Annotated in this window: 19 protein-coding genes; 7 read left to right on the plus strand and 12 right to left on the minus strand. The window is 72.6% G+C overall.

From position 1 onward, the window contains the following. The first annotated feature begins 208 nt into the window (after positions 1-208). The 3 genes from ABH937_RS25785 (at position 209) to ABH937_RS25795 (ending at position 3,281) form a co-directional block, all read left to right on the plus strand. Positions 209-961: a helix-turn-helix domain-containing protein gene (locus ABH937_RS25785; RefSeq protein ID WP_370219631.1), complete on the plus strand. Its 753-nt coding sequence runs from the start codon at positions 209-211 to the stop codon at positions 959-961. A 201-nt stretch (positions 962-1,162) separates the two neighbouring features. Further along, a complete protein-coding gene (locus ABH937_RS25790) occupies positions 1,163-1,462 on the plus strand; it encodes an excisionase family DNA-binding protein (RefSeq protein WP_370219632.1) in 300 nt (99 codons plus the stop codon). Positions 1,463-1,472: 10 nt separating this feature from the next. Beyond that, the gene (locus ABH937_RS25795; RefSeq protein ID WP_370219633.1) at positions 1,473-3,281 is read left to right on the plus strand and encodes a tyrosine-type recombinase/integrase; all 1,809 of its coding nucleotides are present in this window, start codon (positions 1,473-1,475) and stop codon (positions 3,279-3,281) included. A 77-nt stretch (positions 3,282-3,358) separates the two neighbouring features. On the opposite strand, the gene ABH937_RS25800 is transcribed toward ABH937_RS25795, so the two are convergent. From ABH937_RS25800 to ABH937_RS25810, 3 genes are all read right to left on the minus strand, one after another. Beyond that, complete coding sequence (locus ABH937_RS25800; protein WP_370219634.1) at positions 3,359-6,508, minus strand: CHAT domain-containing protein; 3,150 nt, start codon at positions 6,506-6,508, stop codon at positions 3,359-3,361. A gap of 254 nt (positions 6,509-6,762) precedes the next feature. Then, positions 6,763-7,209, minus strand: coding sequence for a hypothetical protein (locus tag ABH937_RS25805; protein WP_370219635.1), 447 nt, complete (start codon positions 7,207-7,209; stop codon positions 6,763-6,765). 457 nt (positions 7,210-7,666) lie between these two features. Continuing rightward, positions 7,667-8,890 carry an ROK family protein gene (locus ABH937_RS25810; RefSeq protein WP_370219636.1) on the minus strand — a complete coding sequence of 408 codons (1,224 nt, stop codon included), beginning with the start codon at positions 8,888-8,890 and terminating at the stop codon, positions 7,667-7,669. A 17-nt stretch (positions 8,891-8,907) separates the two neighbouring features. Between ABH937_RS25810 and ABH937_RS25815 the strand changes: the two genes are divergently transcribed. The 3 genes from ABH937_RS25815 (at position 8,908) to ABH937_RS25825 (ending at position 11,545) form a co-directional block, all read left to right on the plus strand. Continuing rightward, positions 8,908-10,161: an MFS transporter gene (locus ABH937_RS25815; protein WP_370219637.1), complete on the plus strand. Its 1,254-nt coding sequence runs from the start codon at positions 8,908-8,910 to the stop codon at positions 10,159-10,161. A gap of 92 nt (positions 10,162-10,253) precedes the next feature. Beyond that, a complete protein-coding gene (locus ABH937_RS25820; RefSeq protein WP_370219638.1) occupies positions 10,254-10,742 on the plus strand; it encodes a HutD family protein in 489 nt (162 codons plus the stop codon). Positions 10,743-10,834: 92 nt separating this feature from the next. Further along, positions 10,835-11,545, plus strand: a complete 711-nt coding sequence (locus ABH937_RS25825; RefSeq protein ID WP_280694213.1) for a nucleotidyltransferase domain-containing protein — start codon at positions 10,835-10,837, stop codon at positions 11,543-11,545. A gap of 26 nt (positions 11,546-11,571) precedes the next feature. On the opposite strand, the gene ABH937_RS25830 is transcribed toward ABH937_RS25825, so the two are convergent. From ABH937_RS25830 to ABH937_RS25855, 6 genes are all read right to left on the minus strand, one after another. Then, entirely contained in the window at positions 11,572-12,069 is a 498-nt protein-coding gene (locus ABH937_RS25830; protein ID WP_370219639.1) for an N-acetyltransferase family protein, read from the minus strand. Between the two features lie 9 nt (positions 12,070-12,078). Then, a complete protein-coding gene (locus tag ABH937_RS25835; protein WP_280694216.1) occupies positions 12,079-12,831 on the minus strand; it encodes a DapH/DapD/GlmU-related protein in 753 nt (250 codons plus the stop codon). A gap of 57 nt (positions 12,832-12,888) precedes the next feature. Then, a complete protein-coding gene (locus tag ABH937_RS25840) occupies positions 12,889-13,680 on the minus strand; it encodes an enoyl-CoA hydratase family protein (RefSeq protein WP_370219640.1) in 792 nt (263 codons plus the stop codon). A 144-nt stretch (positions 13,681-13,824) separates the two neighbouring features. Next, positions 13,825-14,496, minus strand: coding sequence for a response regulator (locus ABH937_RS25845; protein WP_370219641.1), 672 nt, complete (start codon positions 14,494-14,496; stop codon positions 13,825-13,827). After that, a complete protein-coding gene (locus ABH937_RS25850) occupies positions 14,493-15,749 on the minus strand; it encodes a sensor histidine kinase (RefSeq protein ID WP_370219642.1) in 1,257 nt (418 codons plus the stop codon). The genes ABH937_RS25845 and ABH937_RS25850 overlap by 4 nt, the downstream gene beginning before the upstream one ends. 101 nt (positions 15,750-15,850) lie before the next feature. After that, positions 15,851-17,077: a geranylgeranyl reductase family protein gene (locus ABH937_RS25855; protein ID WP_280694232.1), complete on the minus strand. Its 1,227-nt coding sequence runs from the start codon at positions 17,075-17,077 to the stop codon at positions 15,851-15,853. Positions 17,078-17,258: 181 nt separating this feature from the next. Here ABH937_RS25855 and ABH937_RS25860 point away from each other — a divergent pair, with 181 nt between their 5' ends. After that, positions 17,259-18,632 carry a dipeptidase gene (locus tag ABH937_RS25860; RefSeq protein ID WP_280694220.1) on the plus strand — a complete coding sequence of 458 codons (1,374 nt, stop codon included), beginning with the start codon at positions 17,259-17,261 and terminating at the stop codon, positions 18,630-18,632. Between the two features lie 10 nt (positions 18,633-18,642). Here ABH937_RS25860 and ABH937_RS25865 read toward each other — a convergent pair whose 3' ends face one another. The 3 genes from ABH937_RS25865 to ABH937_RS25875 form a co-directional block, all read right to left on the minus strand. Next, a complete protein-coding gene (locus ABH937_RS25865; protein ID WP_280694221.1) occupies positions 18,643-19,446 on the minus strand; it encodes a DUF4184 family protein in 804 nt (267 codons plus the stop codon). A 73-nt stretch (positions 19,447-19,519) separates the two neighbouring features. After that, complete coding sequence (locus ABH937_RS25870) at positions 19,520-20,578, minus strand: NUDIX domain-containing protein (protein ID WP_370219643.1); 1,059 nt, start codon at positions 20,576-20,578, stop codon at positions 19,520-19,522. A 274-nt stretch (positions 20,579-20,852) separates the two neighbouring features. Then, positions 20,853-21,818, minus strand: a complete 966-nt coding sequence (locus ABH937_RS25875; protein ID WP_370219644.1) for an ROK family protein — start codon at positions 21,816-21,818, stop codon at positions 20,853-20,855. Between the last annotated feature and the right edge of the window lie 151 nt (positions 21,819-21,969).

Below are 21,969 nucleotides of genomic sequence, written 5' to 3' on the forward strand. Positions count from 1 at the left end.
AGGGAGCCTTCACGGCCCTCGGTGCGCTAACACCGGGGGCCGCTCCCGTTTCAGGAGCCGCGGGGCGGGCGTGTTGGCCCGTGTTCGCTAGTGTTCGCAGAGTGTGCACACATGGTCTGCGCTTCGTCAAGCCAGTGCTTGTGATGCAGATACACAAGTGCCGTGCTTTTTGTTGCTTAAGTCTGTGAGTTCGGGGTATCTTGAGGCCATGACGACCCCCAAGGACTGGCAGGCGGCTGTGACAGGCCGTGTCGCCGAGGCGGTCCGGCGCTTCCGCGAAGAGCGCGGGATGAGTGCGCAGGACGTCGCCGACGCCTGCGCGAAGCTGGGCTACCCGATCGCCCGGAGCGTCATCGCCAACCTGGAGAACGGTCGGCGTTCCAGCGTGGACGTCGCCGAGCTCCTAGTCCTCGCCAAGGTGCTCGACGTTCCCCCTGTCGCGTTGCTCGTCCCGGTAGGCGAGGAGAGTGAGATCGAGGTCCTCCCAGACCAGGTCTACTCCACTGACGACGCGCTCATGTGGGTCACCGGTGAGCTTCCGCTTGACTACGAGCCGCCGGACGACACGGTCGAGGAGCGCTTCGAGGAGGTGCGAAAGCACAGCCAGATGGTCTACGCCTTGCTTAAGTCCATCAGCCGCACGGACGAGCACCGCCGTGGTGCCGCTTTGACGCGCGATCAGGCCACGCGCGAGTTCAATCTCGATCTGGTCGCCCGGTTTGACGACATCATCGGCGATCAGACGCTGGGTCTCCAGGAGTTCAGAGCCCAGATGCGGGAGAAGGGCATCCGGACACCGTCGCTTCCGCCCCCGCTCACCCACCTCGACCTCGTGGAGACCGACGAGGGCTGGGCCCATGTCTCCCAGGCACCCGACGCCCCCGGAGCCAGGCCGGCCACCTCGGAGGAACTCGAGGCGCTGATGAAGACCCGCCCCCTGAAGCGCATGGGCGAGAGATAGTCTCACAGCCCGTTCGGCGGACGACCGCCGCCGGAACCGGCCTCGTTCAACCACGCGGTACACGCGACGGACCGCCAGACCCGTCGCTTCTCGCTCCTGGTGTTAGCGCGCCAGGGTGACTTCTGCCACGCGTATATGACCACCCATCACACGATCACGCCGCCAGGGGTGCCAGCCCCGTACCAGCGGCGAGGAGTCCCCTTGCCTCAGATCAGCCTGCCCCTTGCCCAGATCGCCCGTCTGCTGGATATCCCGGAGGAGGACCTCCGGGCACTGCTCGCCGAGCGGACCGATGTCCAGGGCGACCCCACCCTCGTCGGCCTCACTGTCGCGGAGGCAGCCCGCCGGATCGGCATCGGCCGCACGAAGATGTACGAGTTCGTGGCGTCCGGCGAGATCCGTTCCGTGAAGATTGGCGCTCTCCGCCGCATCCCTGCCGAGGCCGTCAGCGACTTCCTGTCCCAGCGCTCCGGTGCTGGCGACCTCGTCGCTGCGGCCTGAGGGGGCGGACATGGCAAACTCTCGTCAGCCCAACGGTGCTTCGTCGATCTCCCAGGACAAGGACGGTCGTTGGCACGGCTACGTCACTGTTGGGGTCAAGGACGACGGCCGCCCCGACCGCCGGCACGTCACTCGCAAGACCCGACCCGAGATCACCAAGGCGGTCCGCGAGCTGGAGAAGAAGCGCGACTCCGGCCGGGTGCCGAAGGCAGGCCAGCGGTGGACGGTCCAGTCCTGGCTCACCCACTGGGTCGAGAACATCGCCGCCCTGCACGTGGGCGAGAACACGATCGACGGCTACCGCGTCGCCGTGTACCACCACCTCATACCCGGCCTCGGTGCCCACCAGCTGCAGAAGCTGGAGCCGGAGAACCTGGAACTCTCCTACAAGAAGATGCAGGACAACGGCAGTGCGGCCGGCACCGCGAACCAGGTCCATCGCACCATGCGCGCCGCCCTGAACGAGGCCGTGCGGCGGCGCCACCTCACCGACAACCCGGCGACAGTCGCGAAGGCCCCGACCCCGGACGAGGAGGAGGTCGAGCCGTACTCGGTCGAGGAGGTACAGCGACTGTTCGCCGAGGCCGCCAAGCACCGCAACACCGCCCGCTGGGTCATCGCCCTGGCGCTCGGCCTGCGGCAGGGCGAGGTCCTCGGCCTCCAGTGGTCCGACGTCGACTTCGTGGCCAACGTGATCCGGGTCCGGCGCGGCCGACTGCGGCCCCGCTACCAGCACGGCTGCGGCGACCGCTGCGGGCGCAAGCCCGGCTACTGCCCGAAGAAGATCAACATCCGTCGGGAGACGAAGGGCACCAAGACGCGCGCCGGCAAGCGTCCGATCGGCGTTCCCGACGAGCTGATGAGGCTCCTGCTCCAGCACAAGCGGCAGCAGGACCGCGAGCGCGTCCTCGCCCGGGACCTCTGGGTGGAGAAGGACTACGTGTTCACCTCGCCGACCGGTGAGCCGCTCAATCCGAACACCGACTACCACCGGTGGAAGGACCTGCTGCGGGCGGCGGGGATCCGCGACGGGCGTCTCCACGACGCCCGCCATACGGCGGCCACCGTGCTGTTGATCCTCGGCGTCTCCGACGCGGTGGTCGACGCCATCATGGGCTGGGAGCCCGGCAAGTCCGCCCGGATGCGGCGGCGCTACCAGCACCTCACCAACCCGGTCCTGCAGCAGACCGCCGAGAAGATCGGCGACCTGCTCTGGCCTGCCCAGCCGAGGGTGGACGAGGATGGTGCCGCTGGCTCCGGCCCTCCCACAGTGCCAACTGATGTGGAGGCGAAGCCCGTCGCCATCGAAACGGCCGACGAGCCCACCCCGAACCAACTGGGGCTGTTCATCGCACACTTGGACGACCACCGCATTCCGTTCCTGTGCCGCGCTCACGCCCAAGCTGTGGCCGAGCAGTGGGGCTCCGAGCAGCCAGGCCGTGTGGCCGAGGTGGAGGAGTGGGATCGGGCGCAATGGGAGACCGAGAGCCCCGTCGACTCGCAATCGGCACGTGACCGGCTCCCGCACCGACGCGTGGCCTTCCACGCCTTCGCGGTGTTCCGGCCCGGTGGCGAGCGCCTCGATCTGGCGATGCCAGAGCAGTGGGCCGTCACCGCTTGGGACTTCGAAACGGACCTCTACACCGACCGGCCTGTCGCGTGGCGTACCACTCGACGTCCGGGAAGCGGGCAGTTGGTGGAAGCCCAAGTGCGCGGCACGAACAGGGATGCGGTTGCCGAAGCGTACGTTCAAGCCCAGGCTCAGGCGGCGGATCGGGCCATGAATCCCGGAAAGTACGGCGATACCAGCGATTGGTAGGAGCTGCGGCCACGCTTATTGAAGAGCTTCAGCCTCGGGCTCAGAGGAGCGGTCCGAGGCTGAGCGCCGTCGATTATTCATACTCCCCATGCGGAGAAGGCGGCCCAATGGAACGGTGAGGCGAAGGGGCGCGCCTCCTGCCCATCGCTCATCGTCGTGCGAGACACGTGCTGCTGGATCAGAGCTGACAGATGAGGGTGAGAGGCGGCGTACTGCGCAAGATCGTCCCAGGTGAGTCGGCGGAGCCAGGCGCGGGAGCCTCGCAGCGCGGCTACCGGTGGGAGCGTGTCTACGCTGCGAGCGGGGAAGAGCAGTTCGTAGAAGCGGGTCATCAGCACGGCTGTCGCCAGATCGTCTACCTGCCACAGGCTGGTAACTGCACAGGCCGCCCCTGCCTGGAGGAAGCCTGCCGGGAGTCCGAGAAACTCGTCGGGTGTCTCGTCAATCGCATAGTGGCCCGACTGACACGCGCTAGCCACTGTTAGCCTGCAGGAGGGTAGTTGTTGGCGAGTCAAGATCTCGATGTCCAGGCGGCCGTCGGCAAGCAGTAGAGAGCCGCCCTGACTTCCGAGGCCGGCGCTCCCGTGGCAGCCCAGGTGCAGGTAGGAAGCCTTGGTGAGGCGGTCGAGCATCCAACTCACTGTGGCCTCGCTCCCGACTGCATAGCGGGCTTCCCCGAACGGCTGGAACATCGTGAGGATTTCGGCGACCTCGCTTCGACTCCCAGGGAGTGAGCCGTCAGGGTCGGCGACTGCCACCAAGCATGGTGCTTCCTTCGGCAGTTGCGCAGCTCTGGTTTTGGAGGCTGCATAGACCACCGCCGATGGCGAGAATGACAAGGTGCCGATGTCGTCGAGCACTTCATCCGATTCAGCCCCGAGCGGCACAGCGTGGAGGGGGACCAAGCCCAACAGACCGGTCGGGATGACGACGGCCTCATGCAGTGGGTCGTCCAGCAGGAGCTCTGCGATCGGCCGTACGAGCGGTTCGAGGAGATCGAGGTGGCCCAAGGCCGACATGATCTGAGTTCGGCGCCGGAGGCTTGAGGCCGCCTGTGCCAGGAGAAGTCCCCCAGCGGCGTTAGCTTCTGGGGCGAGCCAGTCGACCAACAAGAAGCGGGTGATGGTCACACTGCTGACCTCAGGGACAGGAATGGCCCGAACGGTTGGTGGCACATCCGGCATTTGATCGGCTGGTGAGCGGGGCAGGGTGAGGACGTAGCTGCCCCAGGGGGCATTCACCAAGTAGGCGAGCGGAATCCCACCGGCGGCCCGGACGATGTCCAGCAGTTCGGTTGTGCGCAAGAAGCGCTCGAAGCCCGGAATCGCCCGGATCTCGTCGATTACTGTGCGCAGCCCGCGCTCGGCAGTTGCCTGCTCGATCGCTCCAGGGGCGAGACCACCGGGGGTCGCTGCGGACGGCTCTGCGACCGAGGTCCGGTATTGGGTTTGCGCCAGTCGGTAGCGGCGGGCAATGCCGGGATCGATTTGCTCGAGCGCCTTCAGCTCTGCCGATCCACGTCCGACCAGGACGGAGAGTTGGCGGGCCAGTCCGCACTCGATTGCCTCGACCGCGCGTTCCGGGCGCCCGGCGCGGGCCAGCAAGAAGGCAGCCCATCGCGCGAGCCGGGGCCACCTGGCGAGCACGCTGCGCCGGCCCGCGACGGTGACCTGGGCATCGTAGACAGCGTCCAAGGCAGTGAGCATGTCGGAGGCGACATCGGCTGCCTCAGTCCAGCGTTCCGCTGAGGCACAGGCGTCAAGGAGTTCTCCTGCGATGCCAAGGTGCAGGGCTGGCGATACCAGTGGTGGTGCAGCTGCCAGCGCCTCTCGGCGAAGCCGGATGCCCTCAGCGTGGTGCGAGACGTCGAGGCGGTCGCTCGCCCGGGCCAGCAGCCACATAACGCGGCTGGCGTTGAGGAGGCCGGGGCGTGTTGTGGTCAGCTCAAGGGCCGCGGTCGCTGCTTCTCTGGCGCCGGCAGCGTCCGCAGGATCGCGGGACAGCAGAAGGTCAGCCAGATTGCACTGTAGTTGCGACCACAACAGAGGATCATCGTCGGAGCTGAGCTGCTGCAGAGCGTCCCGATAGTGCCGCTCCGTCTGTTGCAGGTCCTCCGGCTCAGCGCGGCGGCGTAGCAGCAAGCCGAGGTTGAGCATGGAGTAGGCCCAATCGACTGTGTTGCGTTCAGGTGACCGCTCCTCCAGACCGGCCCTGATGTGGTCGATGCCCAGGCTGATAGCCGCAGGCCCGCCACCCGGCTGCTCCGACAGAAGCAGCCCGTAATTGGTCTGTAGCTGTGCCCAAATCTCCGGGCATGCAGAGCGGTCCAGCGCCATGATGGCGCGCGCCATCAGTTCGCGGGCGGCCTCCCAGACCTCCAGTCGATCCCCGTCGGTGCGGAGATAGTGTGCGCCAGCGAGATTGTTGGCCACCTCCAACCACTGCTGACTGCCCTCGGGCAGGAGGCCGAGCGCGTGATTGAGAAGGCGGAGCGCCTCGGCCAGATCGGCGTCGAGACCAGAGCGAACTGCGTTCAGCAGGTGTACGCCAAGCTGGATAGCAAGCTCGGTTTCCACGTCCTCCTCGCCGAGTTGTGCGGCGAGTGTCAGAGCCTCGCGGACGAGCGAGATGCCTTCCGGGCCGTGGGCGTCCCGCGCTCTGCGATGCAACTCGAACAGGTGGCCCCGTAGATCGCTACCAAGGCGGTTCAGGGATTCGAAGTAGCGCTGGAATGCGATGCTTCGGGGCGCTTGGTTGTCGCACAAGTCGTCCAAGAGTTGCTGGCGCACGCGCAGAAGCGGTTCGAGCGTGGTGCCAGCCAGTGCATGCAACTCCGCGCGTCCCGCATCACGGACCTGGGTACTGTCAGTTAGCTCTGAGTGCGTACTGACCAGCTCCGCAAGCTCCTTTGGAAGACTCTTGAGCACCGCGCTGAGCAGCTCCCGTACCAGCGCGTCGCCCCGGTCGTTCGCAAGCAGTTCGAGGAAGACGCCATAGTTGGTGGCGGTTGGGGGCTCCTCGGAGCTTAGGTGTTGGCACGCGGCCCTTGGGCTCTCAAGATCCCGATCAAGGTCGCGCGCCAGGACGATCGGAAGCAGCCGGCGAGGTAGCAGAATGACTCTGCTGCCGCCAAACGGGCTGTCTTCGAAAGCTCCGACCCGCTGCGCCTCCGCAAGTAGCGGTGCAGCGGACTCCGGTGAATCGCACTCGATCTCTGCACCGGACAACGCGAGAAGTAGCGGAGCTGTCACGCCTGGGCGGAGGAGGAGCAGCGGCGCATCAATGTGCGCTCTGCTCCCACAGAAGGGGCAGTCCACCCAAGACACACCTGGACTTGGGGCTGACAGGACGTCATTGCGCTCACGGGCGTCGAGGATGCGCCAGACCGGGGCCTGGCACTCCTGGCCGCATTCCTCGCAGCGCCATGTGTAGGGCACCCTTGTCGAAACCATCACACGGAATCCCAGCCGTGATGGGCGGGCTACTGGCCGCCGGTGATCCGCGATAGAAGTGCTGTCAACAGCTTGCCGACAGCAGAGTCCCGGGCTGCCCGCTTATGGATGGTCAGGCTCCACTTGCCGCGCGGATCGCGCTTCACGATGACCTCGGTCTGGAGCAGTGTGATGACCAGCACGGCTACTGGGAGCGTGACTGGGTCGAACCGGTCCGTCGGCGACTGTGCGTACTCGACGGCTTCACCGACCGTGCTCGCCAGGTCCTCGTGCAGGGCTGCAACACATTCCAGTGCAGCGCGTGCCAGCTCTCCTTCGCTAGCTGCCTCGCCTGGCTCTCGATACGCCTTCAAGTCCCCTGCATCCACGGCGTTCCGCAACTCAGTGCCTTGTGGAAGCTGCTCAGCGGCGGGGAGTAGTCCGCGGTCCTCCACCACTGCCACTAGCGCCCGGATGGCTTCCTTGTCGGAGAGCATGTGGATCTGCTGAGCTAGATCACCTTGAGTCGGCATGCCCCAATTCTGGCTCTTCTGCTGAAGATCATGTGGCTAACCGCGTGAGTTGCCAGCCGCGCGCGGCGGTGCATCTAAGGCAGAGCACTGCACTGGCACCTGGGAGTCGATGTCGTGGGGCACGTAGAGGCCGCCCGCACTCATCGAAGCCAAGAGCCTCAGCTGACACCAACTGCAACCAAAACTGCAACCAGAGCACGACGAAGGCCCCGACCGCTGGGCGGTCGGGGCCTTCGTTATGGCTGGTCAGCCATGGCGGAGGATACGAGATTCGAACTCGTGAGGGGTTGCCCCCAACACGCTTTCCAAGCGTGCGCCCATAGCTGCAACCCACGCAGCCGTCGACGCCGCCGCCGCGATCCGGTAGGTCGGGACGCCGGCGTCGGCCGTCGAGCCGACCGCGGCCGTCAGCCCCAGTTCGCTACCCCGCCACCCCCTGCGGGTCCGCCAAGTACGGCCCCCACGCCAGCTCCGCCGCCCCCACCAACCCCCCGTGCGCCAGGGCGGACGCGGCGATCGGGACCTGGTCGCAGCGTCCCCAGAGGCTGTGCCGGATCACCGCCTCCGGTAGGCGGTCGGGGGCGGCGGCGAGGAGGTCGCGGTGGAGGCCGGCGAGGACGATGCGGTCGGGGTTGAGGATGTTGGCCAGGCCCGCGAGGCCCAGGGCGAGGCGGTCGACCACCTGGTGCACTGCCGCCCGGGCGACGGGGTCCCGGTCGGCGGTCCGGGTCAGTTCGCGGGCCTGGTCGAGCAGTTGGCCCGTGGGGTCGCTCGGGCGCCCGGCGGCGGCGAGGAGCGCGGCCGGGTCGGTCTCGACGTTGAGGCAGCCTCGGTTGCCGCAGGGGCAAGGGCGGCCCAGCGGATCCACCGTCAGGTGGCCGACCTCCAGGGCGAGGCCGGCGCTGCCGGTGTGCAGGCGGCCGTCCACCACCAGGGCGCCGCCCACGCCGCGGTGGCCGGAGGTGACCAGGAGCAGGTGGCGGGCGTCGCGGCCGGCGCCGTGGCGGTGTTCGGCGAGGGCGGCCAGGTTGGCGTCGTTGGCGACGGCGGTGGGCAGCGGGCGGCGGGCCCGGGGGCCGAGGTCCTGGGCGGCCATGGCGGCGGCGAACAGCGCGGCGGCGGGGGTGTCGCCGGGCCAGCCGAAGGTCAGCGCGGCGGGGGCGGTGCCCTCCGGCTCGCGGACCGGGTTGGGCAGCGCGAGTGCGGCGCCCAGGCAGCGGCGGTGGTCGGCGCGGATCAGTTCGGCACCGGCCGCGGCGATCGCTCCGATCACCGAGGCCGGGTCGGTGCGGGCGGGCAGCGGGTGCCGGACCGGCTCGCCCAGCGACCCGCCCAGGCCGGCCAGCGCCACCGTGAGGCCGTCGGCGTGCAGTTGGGCGGCCAGCACCACCGGACCGTCGGGCGCCAGGTCCAGCCGGTGGGAGGGGCGGCCCCGGCTGCTGCCGATCGGGTGCTGGTCGACCGTCACCAGGCCGAGCGCGGCCAGTTCGCCCGCGACGGCGCCGGCCGTGGCCCGGGTGACTCCCAGGGCGGCGGTGAGGGCGGAGCGGGTCGGGGCGCGGCCGGTGTGGACCAGCTCGAGGGCGGGCCCGAGCAGGCTGCGGCCTCGATCCGGCGCGCGACGGGTTGTCGGAGTGTGCGGCACTCCTCTATTCTCACTTTGTGCCGCCCCTAAACAAAATACGCTCCACCATGCCTCACCCGTCCGCCACGGCGGCCACCGCCTGGTCGGCCGCCCGGCTCGCGCTGACCGCCTTCTTCGCCGTCGACGGCTTCCTCTTCGCCGCCTGGGTGGTCCGGATCCCCGACATCCGGGCCCAGGTGCACGCCTCGCACTCGGCGCTCGGGCTCGCGCTGCTCTGCGTCTCGGCCGGCGCGGTGGCGACCATGCCGCTGGTCGGCCGGCTCTGCCTGCGCCACGGCAGCCGCCGGATCACCGTGCTCTCGCTCGCCGTGCTGAGCGCCGCGGTGGTGCTGCCGCCGCACGCCCACTCGGTGCCCACGCTCGGCGCGGTGCTGCTGCTCTTCGGCGCCGGGTACGGGGCCGCCAACGTCGCGATGAACAGCACCGCCGTCGAGCTGGTGGCCGAGCTGCGGCGTCCCGTGATGCCCAGCTTCCACGCCGGCTACAGCCTCGGCGGGCTGCTCGGCGCGGCGGTCGGCGGGCTGCTGGCCGGGCAGCTGACGGCCAGTTGGGCACTGGCCTGCAGCGGCGTGCTGGGGGTGCTGGTCACTGCCGGGGCGGGGGTGGTGCTGCTACGTGGCGACTCCCCCAGTCACGACTCCCCCGCTCCCCCGCGCAGCAGCACCGCTCCGCCGCGCGACACGCCGGCCGAGCGCGGCGCCGGCCGGCCGCTGGCGCGCGCCGCCAAGCTGCTGGTGCCGCTGGTCGGACTGACCGCACTGTGCAGCTCGTACGGCGAAGGCTCGCTCGCCGACTGGGCCACCCTGCACCTGACCGACGACGTGCACGCGAGCGCGGCGCTGGCCGCCTTCGGCTACGCCGCCTACGCCTTCGCGATGACCGCCGGACGCCTGGCCGGCACCTGGCTGTCGATCCGGCTCGGCCCCGCCCGCCTGATGGTGGCGGGCGGTCTGACGGCGGGCGCCGGCATGCTGGTCGCCGCGCTCACCCCCTCCCCCTGGCTGGTGCTGGCGGGCTTCGTGCTGGTCGGGCTCGGGCTCGCCAACCTCTTCCCGCTGGCGATCGCCCGGGCCGGCGAGCTCGGCGGGCCGCGCGGGGTGGCCACCGCCTCCACGCTCGGGTACGCGGGCATGCTGATCGGCCCGCCGGTGATCGGCTTCCTGGCCGACGCGGCGAGCCTGCCGCTGGCGCTGACCACGGTCTCCGCCGCCGCGGCGGGAGCCGCCGCACTGGCGGCGCTGGTGCACCGGGTCGGGCGACGACACGGCTAAGGCACCACAGGCACCACAGGCACTACAGGCACTACAGGCAGCACGGGCAGCACAGGCAGCACAGGCAGGGGCACCACGGGTAGCCTGCCCGGATGAGCGTCCATCACCTCCCCGCCGCCGCCCGCACCGTCACCCCCTGGCGCAACGGCGGCGGCCGCACCCGCGAGGTCGCGGCCGATCCCGGCGGGGCGTGGCGGGTGAGCCTGGCGGAGGTCGCGGCGGACGGGCCGTTCTCGGTCTTCCCCGGGCTGGCCCGGATCCTCACCGTGGTCGACGGGCCCGGTCTCGAACTGACCGTCGGCGACCACGCACCGGTGACCGTCCCGCCGCTTCGGCCGTTCGCCTTCCCCGGTGATCTGCCGACCAGCGCCCGGCTGCTCGGCGGCCCGGTCACCGCACTCAATCTGATGACCTGTCAGCCGGGTGCCGAGGTCACCCTGCTCCCCGGCGGCGAGCAGCTGCGCCCGGCATCGGGCGGCAGCCTGCTGGCCGTCGCGCTCGACGGTTACGACGCGGTCCTGGTCAGCCACCCCTCGACCGCGCCGGGGCCGGCCGGGCTGACGGCGCTGATCCGCCTGTGAAGCCCGGGCGTCCGGTGTGAAGCCACGGCGAAAGCCCCGCGCTCTCCCCGAACCCCCTGGCCAACCGCGCCCCCTGCTGCCATCCTCACGCCATGCGCCAAGACCTCGCCGCCCAGGCCCGACGCCTCGTCAGCACCCGCTTCCCCGACGCCCTCGGGGCGGTGCTCGGCGGCTCGGCCGCGAGCGGCCGGGTGACGGCCGGCAGCGACCTGGACCTGGCGATCCTGGCCCGGGTGGGGACCTACCGCGAGACCATCCGGTTCGAGGGTCGGGTCGCCGAGCTCTTCGTGCACACGCCGAACGCCCTGCCGGAGCTCTTCGCCGCGAGCCGGGCGGACCGGCGCGGGGTGATGCAGCGGGTGTACGCGGAGGGCGTGGTGCTGCACGACCCCGAGGGCCACGCCACCCAGGCCCGGGCGACGGCCGAGACCGAACTCGCCGCCGGACCCCCGCCGCTCACCGAGGAACAGCGCGAAGCACTGCGCTACAGCCTGACCGAGGCGATGGACGACCTCGCCGACAACCCCGACCCGGAGGAGCGGGCCGCCCTCGCCGACGGACTGCTGCGCACCGCCGCCGACCTGCTCTGCGACCACCACCGGGCCTGGAACGGCGCCGGCAAGTGGCTCCCCCGCCGGCTGCGTGCCGCCGCCCCGGCCCTCGGCGCGGCCCTGCTCACCGCCCACCGCACCGCGCCCGAGGACCCCACCGCCCTGCTGCATGCGAGCGGTCGCGTGCTGGCCCGCACCGGCGGCACGCTGCGCGAGGGGTTCCGGCGCGAGTGGAGCGGCAGCGGAAGCTGAGCGATCCCGGCGAACTCCGGCACCGCTCAGCCGGGTTGCCGCACCATCCAGACGTCCACCGCGTCCGCCCGCTCCACCGTGAAGCCGAACCGCTCGTAGAGTCGCCGCGCCGGGCTGCCCTGGAGGACGTTCAGGCGCACCGTCCGGCCCGACCGGTCCGCTCGGGCGAGCAACTCGGTCAGCACCGCGCCGCCGAGACCGCGACCCTGCCGCTCCGGAGCCAGGTAGAAGTGCTCCAACCAGTGCCCGTCCGCCGCCGGGCGCAGCGCGACGCAGCCCGCGAATGCGTCGGCCTCGCCGTCACAGCCCGCGAATGCGTCGGCCTCGCCGTCACAGCCCTCGAAAGCGTCGGCTGCCAGGATCACCCAGGTGTGCTCCGCCACGAAGCCGTCGCGCAGGCGCCGGCGGACCCCGGCGGGGTCGTAGCGCCCCAGCCGCTCCAGGTCGGCGCGGAGCACCACCGCACGCAGCTCAGCGATGGTCTCGACGTCCTCGGGGCGGGCCGGGCGCAGGCGAACGGTCATGACGGCGGGTCAGCTCCCGGTCGGTGGACGCAGGTCCCAGCCGACCAGCGCGCGCAGTTGCTCGGCCGTGATGCCGTCGGGCAGCGGGCGCGGCGCGTCGTGCCGGAACGGCGGCTGCCAGCCCTGTGCCTCGGTGAAGCTGCGCACCACGCGGGCGGGGGCGCCGGCCACCACGCTGTGGTCGGGGACCTCGCCGCGCACCACCGAGCCGGCCGCGACGACGACGTTGCGGCCCAGCCGGGCGCCGGGCAGGATCACCGCGCCGGTCCCGATCCAGCTGCCGGCGCCGATCTCGACCGGCTCGTTGCGCGGCCACTGCTTGCCGATCGGCAGGGTGGTGTCGCGGTACTCGTGGGCCTGGTCGCTGATGTAGACGTTCGGGCCGGTCCAGACGTCGTCGCCGAGCACGATCGACTGGTGCCCGACCAGGTGGCTGCCCCGGCCTATCACGCAGCCGCCGCCGATGGTGATCACGGGCTCGGGGCCCAGGTCGAGGCCGGGCAGGAAACCGGCCGAGATGGTGACCCGCTCGCCGATGATGCAGAACGGGCCGATCGCGATCGACTGCTCGTTGAAGACGGTGCCCAGCGGGAAGGCGAACTTGCTGCCGTCACCGAGCGTGTGGAACCGGTACGGACCCGGGTTCCGGTTGGTGACGGCGCCCGTCTCCTGCACCCAGCGCCAGCCCCGGTGCACGACTCGCCCGGCGGCACGGCGGGCCCGGGAGCGGACGGCGGTGAGCAGGGCGGCGGCGTTGGGCATGCGCACACGGTAGCCGCCCCCCGCCGCCCGCAGGCCGTCAGGGGAGCAAGATCACACCTACGCCTCCTCAGACAGATCTAGGACCCACGGCGCCGGCCGGCGCTCCAGGAAGGCCGTCATCCCCTGCTGCGCCTCCGGCGAGCCGAACAGCCGGGCGGACTGCTCGACCCGGGCGTCCGCGTCCTGCTCGAAGGAGCGCACCACCTCGGCGTTGACCAGCCGCTTGGTCTCGGCAAGCCCCTGCGGCGAGGCCAGGCGCAACGCCGCCAGCACCTCGGCCAGCGCCTTCGCCGCCTCGTCCGCCTCGCCGGCGGCCACGGTGATCAGGCCGATCCGGGCCGCCTCGACGGCGTCGAAGGTCTCCCCGGTCAGGTAGTAGCGGGACGCGGCGCGCGGCTCCAGCTTGGGGCGCAGCGGCAGCGAGATGACGGCGGGGGCCAGGCCGAGTCGCACCTCGGTGAAGGCGAAGGTGGCGGCGGGGCCGGCGATCACCAGGTCGGCCGCGCCGAGCAGGCCGAGCCCGCCGGCCCTGACGTGCCCGTTGACGAAGGCGATCACCGGCTTGGGGCAGTCCACGATGGCCCGCTGGAGGTCGACCAGGCCGCGCGGCCCGACCGTCGGGTCGCTGCCGGTGGCCTCCGAGAGGTCCGCGCCCGCGCAGAACACCTTGCCGGTGTGGCCGAGCACCACGGCCCGCACCGCCGGATCAGCGGCGGCGTCCGCCAGGCCCTGCGCCAGTTCGGCCATCAGCCGGGTGGAGAGCGCGTTGCGGTTGTGCGGGGAGTCCAGCTCCAGGGTGGTGACGGCGCCGGCCGTGCTGCTGCGGACGAGGGGGGCTGCGCTGGTCATCGCGGTAGGACCTGCTTTCCGGTATCCGATATGAGGGTGGGTCGGACGGGCTGGGAGCACTCTGGCACGCCGGGCCGCCTCCGAACCAGAGGCCACCGGTCGGGCCGCGCGGCAGAGCGCGAATTCGGAGGGCTGAGACCCCCGCTAGCCGAGCCACCCCGGCCGCACCAGCCCGCTCTCGTAGGCCAGCACCACCAGCTGCGCCCGGTCGCGGGCGCCGAGCTTGACCATCGCGCGGCTGACGTGGGTCTTCGCGGTGAGCGGGCTGACCACCAGGCGGCGGGCGATCTCGGCGTTGGACAGGCCCATGCCGACCAGGGTGAGCACCTCCCGCTCACGCTCCGTCAGCTGGTCGAGCAAGGGTCCCGCGGCGTCGGCCGGGACCTTGGAGCGCGCCGCGAACTCGCCGATCAGGCGGCGGGTGACGCCGGGCGAGAGCAGCGCGTCGCCGGCCGCCACCACCCGCACCGCGCGCAGCAGGTCGGCCGGCTCGGTGTCCTTGACCAGGAATCCGGAGGCGCCGCCGCGCAGCGCCTCGAAGACGTACTCGTCCAGTTCGAAGGTGGTCAGCACCACCACCTTGACCTCGGCCAGTTCAGGGTTGGCGGTGATCCGGCGGGTGGCCTCCAGACCGTCGAGGCCGGGCATCCGGATGTCCATCAGGACCACGTCGGGCCGCAGTTCGGCGGCCAGCGCGACGGCCGCCGCGCCGTCCGCGGCCTCGCCGACCACCTGGAGGTCGGCCTGGGCGTCGAGCAGCGCCTTGAAACCGGCCCGGACCAGCATCTGATCGTCCGCCAGCAGGACCCGGATCATCGCCCGTGCTCCTCGTCCGTCGCGTTGGTGGTCGGCAGGTGCGCCACCACCCGGAAGCCGCCCGCGTGCGGCCCCGCCGTCAGCGTGCCACCCAGTGCCTGGGCCCGCTCCCGCATCCCGGCCAGTCCGTTGCCGCCACCGGCCGGTTCGCCGGCGTCGGGTGCGGCGGCCGGGCCCGCGTCCGTCACCCGGACGGTCAGGCTCACGGGCGCCGTCCAGTCCAGCAGCACCTCGGCTCGGCGCGCGGCCGAGTGCCGGATCACGTTGGTCAGCGCCTCCTGGACGATCCGGAAGGCCGCGAGGCCGACTCCGGCAGGCACCGCCCGTTCCTCGCCCGCCGTCCGCACGGTGACGGTCAGGCCGGCGTGCGCGGCCTGCTCGGTCAGCTCGGTCAGCCGGTCCAGGCCCGGCGCGGGACGGCGCGGGGCGGCGGCGTCCGGGCCGCGCAGGGTGCCGAGCACCTGGCGGACCTCGCCGAGCGCCTCCTTGCTGGCGGCCTTGATGGTGACCAGCGCGGCCCGCGCCTGTTCGGGCTGATCGTCGATCAGCTCCAGCGCCACCCCGGCCTGGACGTGGATCAACGAGATGCTGTGGGCCAGGATGTCGTGCAGCTCGCGGGCCATCCGCAGCCGTTCCTCGTCCGCCCGGCGGGCGGCGGCGGCCTGGCGGGCGGCGCGGTGCGCGGCGAACCGCTCGTGGCGGAACCGGAACAGCTCGGCGACGGCGGCCAGCAGCAGGGCCAGTGCGGTCAGGCCGACCTCCGGCCAGGCGCCGACCGACCCGGCCGTGCCACGCAGCCACCCGTGCGGCACCGCGTAGGCGAGCAGCAGGTGGCCGCCGTAGACGCCGAGCAGGCTCAGCAGCGCCGCCCGGCGGTGGCCGTCCCGGACGGCGACGCAGTAGGCCACCGCGAAGGAGGCGAAGACCGGGCCGTACGGGTAGCCGGCGGCCAGGTAGCCGAACGTGATGGCGCCGGTGCCGGCCACCACCAGGACCGGGTGGCGCCGGCGCAGCACCAGCAGCGCCGGCCCGAGCGCCAGCAGCAGGTAGCCGAACGCGTCCAGCGGCACCCGGGGCGGCACCTGGTGCTTGGCCGCGCCGGCGCTGCCGGCCAGTTGGAGGACGGCGACCAGGGCCGAGGAGACCACCGGCAGAGCCGGCGGGCGGCCCCTGAACCAGGGCGGCCCGGCGGGCCTTCGCCACGGCTGACCCCACGCGCCGCCGTCCGAGGGGCTCGTACCGGAAGGGCTCATGCCGGAAGGCTAGGCGAGGACCGCCCCGGCCGACGTCAGCCCGCCGGGGTGGTCACCCGTACTCCCCCGGGAGTACGGCGTACGCGGTCGAGCTCCGCGCCCTACCGCGAGGCCATCGCCGCCAGCCGCCGGGCGGCCCGGTACTGCCGCAGGATCTGGCCGAACGTGGTGTGCCCCTGGGTGGTCTGGGCGAACGCCTGCCAGGCCGGGTTGATCACGCAGACCGCCAGGTGGAACAGGTGCGGCCGGCGCTCGAAGGCCGCCAGCATCACCTTGCCCGCGCGCATCTCCACGCCCAGGCCCGCCTTCACCGCGAAGGCGTAGTTCAGCGCCTGCCGCCGCACCTCCGGCGGGCTGCCCGCCTCGGCCACCTGCACCGCCCACTCGCCGGCCAGCCGGCCCGAGCGCAGCGCGTAGGAGATGCCCTCGCGGGTCCACGGCTCCAGCAGTCCGGCCGCGTCACCGGCCACCAGCACCCGGCCGCGCGAGAGCGGCGAGTCCTCGGCCCGGCAGCGGGTCAGGTGACCGGACTCGACGGCGGGCGTGAAGCCGGACAGTCCCAGGCGGCGGATGTAGTCGGCCAGGTAACGCTTGGTCAGCTCGCCGTCACCGCGCGCCGAGATCACCCCGACGGTCAGCGTGCCGGAGTCGGTCTTCGGGAACACCCAGCCGTAACTGCCCGGCAGCGGGCCCCAGTCCAGGTGGATCCGGCCCTGCCAGGCGCGCACCACCCGCTCGGGCACCGGGATCTCGGCCTCCAGGCCCAGGTCGATCTGGTCGAAGGTGACCCCCACGTGCCGCCCGATCCGGCTGGCGCTGCCGTCCGCCCCGACCACCGCGCGGGTCTGCACCGAGCGCCCGTCGGCCAGCGTCACGGCCACCGTGCGGCGGTCGGCGCCGCCCTGCTGCTCGACGCCGGTCACGGTGACGCCGGTGACCAGGACCGCGCCCGCCTGCTGGGCCGCCTCGACCAGGCGCAGGTCGAACTCGGTGCGGTTGACCAGGCCGAAGAGCATCCGCTTCGACCGGCGGGTCCGGGTGAAACGGCCGTTCAGCGCGAAGGTGACGGCGTGCACCCGGTCCTGGAACGGGATCTTGAAGTCGGCCGGGAGGCTGTCCCGGGACGGTCCGATGATCCCACCGCCGCAGGTCTTGTAGCGGGGGTGCTCGGCCTTGTCCAGCAGCAGCACCCGGCGGCCCTGCGCGGCTGCGGCGTGCGCCGCCGACGAGCCGGCCGGGCCGGCCCCGACCACCACGACGTCCCAGACGCCGTCGAGCGGGTCATCGGCTTCGACGTCAGCTTCAGGTTCGGCCGCGAGTCCGTCCAGTACATCGACGGGCAGGCTGGCATCGGGGGCGCTACCGGAGTCTCTCACGTCGAGTCATCCTATGCGGCGCACCGCCGTGCGCCGCCTGCGCCACCAGCGGCGCCGCGCCATCCGGGCCCTGGGACGGCACCCTATGCTCGGTCGCACAGGTGATCAACCAGCCAGCTTCCGGAGAATCGTCATGACCGAACCCTCGCCCGACCTCGCCGCCGCCGTCCGCTCGCTGATGCCCCGTGCCCGGCACGAGCTGGCCGAGCTGGTGGCGTTCCCGTCGATCGCCGACCCACAGCTCGGCCTGGAGCGGGAGTGCCGGGCCGCGGCCCAGTGGGTGGCCGACGCGCTGCGCGCCGAGGGACTGACGAACGTTCAGCTGCTCGACACGCCGGACGGCACCCAGTCCGTCTACGGCGAGCTCACCGGGGTGCCGGGCGCGCCGACCGTGCTGCTCTACTCGCACTACGACGTGCAGCCGCAACTGGACGAGAAGGCCTGGGCCAGCCCGCCGTTCGAGCTCACCGAGCGCGACGGGCGCTGGTACGGGCGCGGCGCGGCGGACTGCAAGGGCAACATCCTGATGCACCTGACGGCGCTGCGGGCGCTGCGCGAGAGCGGCGGCCCGACGCTGCCGGTCAACCTGAAGGTGATCGTCGAGGGCTCGGAGGAGCAGGGCACCGGCGGCATGGAGCAGTACGCCATCGCCCACCCCGAGCTGCTGACCGCCGACGCGATCGTGATCGGCGACGTCGGCAACTTCGCCGCCGGCCTGCCCACCGCCACCGCCTCGCTGCGCGGCATCACCGAGGTCTCGGTCGAGGTCCGCACGCTGGCCGGCAACCTGCACTCGGGGGCCTTCGGCGGCGCCGCCCCCGACGCGCTGGCCGCGCTGCTGAAGTTGCTCGCCTCGCTCTACGACGAGCAGGGCGGCACCGCGATCACCGGCCTGCCCGCCGACCAGACCTGGCCCGGCGTCAGCTACCCGGCGGACCGTTTCCGCGCCGACGCCAAGGTGCTGGACGGCGTGACGCTGATCGGCACCGGCGACGTCGCCGACCGGCTCTGGGCCCGCCCGGCGGTGACCGTGGTGGGCATCGACGTCCCCGCGGTGATCGGTTCCACCTCCTCGGTGCAGGCCGCCGCCAAGGCCAAGGTCAGCCTGCGGGTGCCGCCGGGCATGTCGATCGAAGCCGCCCAGGACGCGCTGGTCGCCCACCTGGAGCAGGCGACGCCCTGGGGCGCCCAGCTCACCGTCACCCGGCTCTCCGGCGGCCACCCGTTCCTCGCCGAGACCTCCGGCCCCGCCTACGAGGCGCTCGGCACGGCGATGCGCGAGGCCTTCGGGGTGGACATGGTGGTGGCCGGCGAGGGCGGCTCGATCCCGCTCTGCAACACGCTGCGCACGCTCTACCCGAAGGCCGAGATCGTGCTGATCGGCGTGGAGGAGCCGACCACCCAGATCCACGCCGTGAACGAGAGCGTGGACCCCGAGGAGCTGGAGCGGATGGCGCTCTCGGAGGCACTCTTCCTGCGGCGGTACGCGCAGGTGTGGCAGGGCTGACGGGCGACCGTCAGCGGATCTGCCGGGGCGGGCCCAGCAGATCCGCCACGCCCAGCACCGCGGCCGCCGCCAGAACGCCGGCACCGGCGCCGAAGCAGAGGTCGGCGATCGGGTCACGCCCTGCGCCCGGGCCGCGCACCCGCCCGGCCCGGGCCAGCCGGTGGGCAGCCCCGACCGCCGCGGCGGCGCCGACCAGCGCCCGGCGGCGGGCCCGCCGCCGGGCCGCTCGCCGGTCCGGCGGCCGTGCGAGTTCGCCGGCCTGCGCGCCACCGAGTTCGCGGGCCAGGCAGCCACCGAGCGCGGCCAGTCCGAGGGCCGAACTGCCGTACTGCAGCGCCGTGCAGAGCGGCAGGCCGGCCACCCGGCGCTCCAGCACCGGCAGCAGCCGCCCGCCGGCTCGCCCCGGGTGGGTGAACGCGTCCCAACCGACGTGGCTGACCGCTCCGAGCGCGGCGGACAGCGCGAACCATGCCGCCTGCTCCCGGGCGCCGGTCCGGCCCGGGCGACGCGCGGTGGCCTCGAGGGCGGGGGCGGCCCAGCCCGGCGGCAGCAGTTCGAGCAGCGGGCGCCGCAACACGCCCTGCCAGCCGGCCACCAGCACCCCGGCCAGCGCCACGTCCACGGTGGCGACCGCCCACCAGCGGTGGGTCGGCGCGCCGCACCGGTACAGGCCCGGGCACCAGGACGCGGCGAAGAACGGCAGGTCCGGCGCCATCGATCCGGCGACCAGCGCCGAGGCCACAAGCGGCCCCCTGCCGCGCAGCCCGCGCAGGAGCGGGAGCACCGCGGCGGGATGGCTGAAGGTGAACGGCATGCGGCCATCCTCCCCGACCGGCAGCACCACCGCCCGACCGCCGGCGCCGCCGTCCCCCGCCGCAACCCGTGCGCTAACCGCCGCTGCCCGCGCCCGTGGCGGCCGGGCGGCCCGCCTCCAGATAGTGCGAGGTGCCCGCGCCGCGGGCCTCCAGGGCGCTGGCCAGCCGCCGGTAGCGGCCGGCCGACAGCAGCCGCTCGGACTCGCCGAGGGTGACGAAGCGCCAGTCCCGCAGCTCGTCCGGCGGCAGCCGCAGGCCGGCGCGCTGAGCGGCCGTCAGGCGTCCGCCGTCGTAGACCAGCCGCATGCCACCCCGGCGCCGGCCGGTGCGCGGCTCCCAGTCGACGGCCAGCAGCCGCAGCGCCTCCGGGTCCAGCCGCAGGCCCAGTTCCTCCGCGGCCTCGCGGACGGCGGCCAGCGTGGGCGCCTCGCCGCGCTCGACCACGCCACCGGGGAACTCCCAGTCGGGCTTGTAGACCGGGTCGACCAGCAGCACCCGGTCCTCCTCGTCGAAGAGCAGCACCGCCGCCGCCACCGTGTCGTCCGCCGAGTCGGCGGGGCGCACGATCGGGCAGCGCGCGGCGCCCTCCTCGACCAGGGCGGCCATTCTCTCCGCGACCTGACGGGGGGTCAGCTCGGCGGTGTCCAGCACGCGGGCGTCGCGGCGCAGCCAGGGCTGCGCCTGCTGGTAGGCGGGCAGGTGGGCCAGGCGCCAGTCACGACAGTCGGCAGCGGCTGCCGGGTCGTCCGCGAACCGTGTGTCGCGCCCGATCCGCTCACGCAGGATCGTTTCCTCAGCGTGCAGCACGAAGTGGTGCACCGTCAGGCCGCGTGCCGCCAGGGCGCCGAAGATCTCGTCCCGGTAGGCCTCGCGCAGCAGGGTCATCGGAACCACCAGGGCGCCCGGCACTTCGGCCAGCACCGTGGCGGCCGCCTCGGGGACCAGGCGGCGCCAGGCCGGCAGGTCCTGGTAGTCGCCGACCTCGGCCAGCCGGCGGCGCGGCAGGGCCCGGCGCAGGTAGTCGCCGATGCCCTCCGGATCGAAGAGCGTGCTGCCGGGCAGCAGCTCGACCAGTTCACGGCAGGCGCTGCTCTTGCCCACGCCGAACGTCCCGTTGACCCAGATGATCACGATTCCCCCTGACCTCGGGCGAACCCGGCGGTGTCCACGCCGGACGGCCGCCGCAGCCGCCACGCCGGGCCACCGCCGGCCGTACCGACGCCCCCCGCCGCGCCGAGCGCCTCGGCACCATCCGAGGTGGTACCCGCCGGGGCCGACCCCTCACTCCTGAAGATCTGATGAGCCATCACTTCTCGGCTCCCACCAGGGCGCATTCGCCGCTCCCGCGCTCCGCTCGCCCACTCCGCACGCCCTCCTTCACACCCCCGTCGCACGCACCCCCGTCTCACGCACCCTCGCCCGCCCGGGCCGTCGCCCGCAGCGCCGCCGAGGCGGCCCCCACCAGCCCCGCGTCGGTGGCCAGTTCCGCCGGGCGCACGCGCAGCCCGCGCACGTAGGAGAGCGCCGCGTACTCCCCCAGCCGCTCCCGCAGCGGACCGAACAGCAGCTCGCCCGCCTGCGCGACACCACCGCCGATCACCACCACCTCCAGCTCCACCAGGGTCGCCGCCGCCGCGATGCCCGCGGCCAGTGCCTGCCCGGCCCGGGCGAAGGCGGCCAGCGCCAGCGGATCACCCGCGCGCGCCGCCGCGGCCACGGCGGCGGCGTCCGCCCGGCCGCCCGCCCCGCCGGCCGGCCGCCACCCCGCCGCCAGCGCGTGGCCGGCGATCGCGGTGCCGCTGGCCAGGCCCTCCAGGCAGCCCCGGCCACCGCAGGCACACGGCGCACCGTCCAGGTCCACGCTGATGTGGCCGATGTGCCCCGCGTTGCCGGTCGGCCCAGGGTGCAGCGCCCCGCCGAGCACCAGGCCGCCGCCGACACCGGTGGAGACCACCATGCAGAGCGCGTTGTCGAAGCCCCGGGCCGCGCCGAGCCAGTGCTCGGCGGCGGTCATCGCCACCCCGTCGCCGGTCAGCACCACCGGGCGGCCGCCGGCCAGCTCCCGCACCTCCCGGACCACCGGGAAGTCGCGCCAACCTGGGATGTTGACCGGACTGACGGTGCCTCGGACAGTGTCCACCGGCCCCGCGCTGCCGACCCCGAACAGCTCGACCCCGGCCCACTCGGGCGTGCCCGCCAGCGCCTCGACCACCTCGGCCAGCGCGTCGCGCACCACCTTGCCGGACTCCTTGGCCCGGGTCGGACGCTCCACCCGGTGGTACAGCTCGCCGTCCTCGGCCCCGACGAGCGCACCGGCGATCTTCGTCCCACCGATGTCCACCGCCGCGACCAGCGCCTGACCAGTCATCATCCACCGCCCTGTTCCTCGTACTCCGTGACCGACCCCATCCTGCCCGGTCCCGGCCACGGCACAGGTCTCCACCTGCCGTGGACGGTCGCGGAGCACCCCGTGGTTCCCACGTCACCCGTTCTGGACACCGCACCCCGGCGCGCCCCAGAAT

Origin of the sequence: Kitasatospora sp. GAS1066B (assembly GCF_041262605.1) — a bacterium.
Taxonomy (GTDB): Bacteria; Actinomycetota; Actinomycetes; order Streptomycetales; family Streptomycetaceae; genus Kitasatospora.

Coding starts and splice junctions, on each gene's coding strand:
- ABH937_RS25785 (WP_370219631.1), top strand. CDS start 209: ATGACGACCCCCAAGGACTGGCAGGCGGCTGTGACAGGCCGTGTCGCC.
- ABH937_RS25795 (WP_370219633.1), top strand. CDS start 1,473: ATGGCAAACTCTCGTCAGCCCAACGGTGCTTCGTCGATCTCCCAGGAC.
- ABH937_RS25805 (WP_370219635.1), bottom strand. CDS start 7,209: ATGCTCTCCGACAAGGAAGCCATCCGGGCGCTAGTGGCAGTGGTGGAG.
- ABH937_RS25820 (WP_370219638.1), top strand. CDS start 10,254: ATGAGCGTCCATCACCTCCCCGCCGCCGCCCGCACCGTCACCCCCTGG.
- ABH937_RS25825 (WP_280694213.1), top strand. CDS start 10,835: ATGCGCCAAGACCTCGCCGCCCAGGCCCGACGCCTCGTCAGCACCCGC.
- ABH937_RS25830 (WP_370219639.1), bottom strand. CDS start 12,069: ATGACCGTTCGCCTGCGCCCGGCCCGCCCCGAGGACGTCGAGACCATC.
- ABH937_RS25835 (WP_280694216.1), bottom strand. CDS start 12,831: ATGCCCAACGCCGCCGCCCTGCTCACCGCCGTCCGCTCCCGGGCCCGC.
- ABH937_RS25840 (WP_370219640.1), bottom strand. CDS start 13,680: ATGACCAGCGCAGCCCCCCTCGTCCGCAGCAGCACGGCCGGCGCCGTC.
- ABH937_RS25845 (WP_370219641.1), bottom strand. CDS start 14,496: ATGATCCGGGTCCTGCTGGCGGACGATCAGATGCTGGTCCGGGCCGGT.
- ABH937_RS25850 (WP_370219642.1), bottom strand. CDS start 15,749: ATGAGCCCTTCCGGTACGAGCCCCTCGGACGGCGGCGCGTGGGGTCAG.
- ABH937_RS25860 (WP_280694220.1), top strand. CDS start 17,259: ATGACCGAACCCTCGCCCGACCTCGCCGCCGCCGTCCGCTCGCTGATG.
- ABH937_RS25865 (WP_280694221.1), bottom strand. CDS start 19,446: ATGCCGTTCACCTTCAGCCATCCCGCCGCGGTGCTCCCGCTCCTGCGC.
- ABH937_RS25875 (WP_370219644.1), bottom strand. CDS start 21,818: ATGATGACTGGTCAGGCGCTGGTCGCGGCGGTGGACATCGGTGGGACG.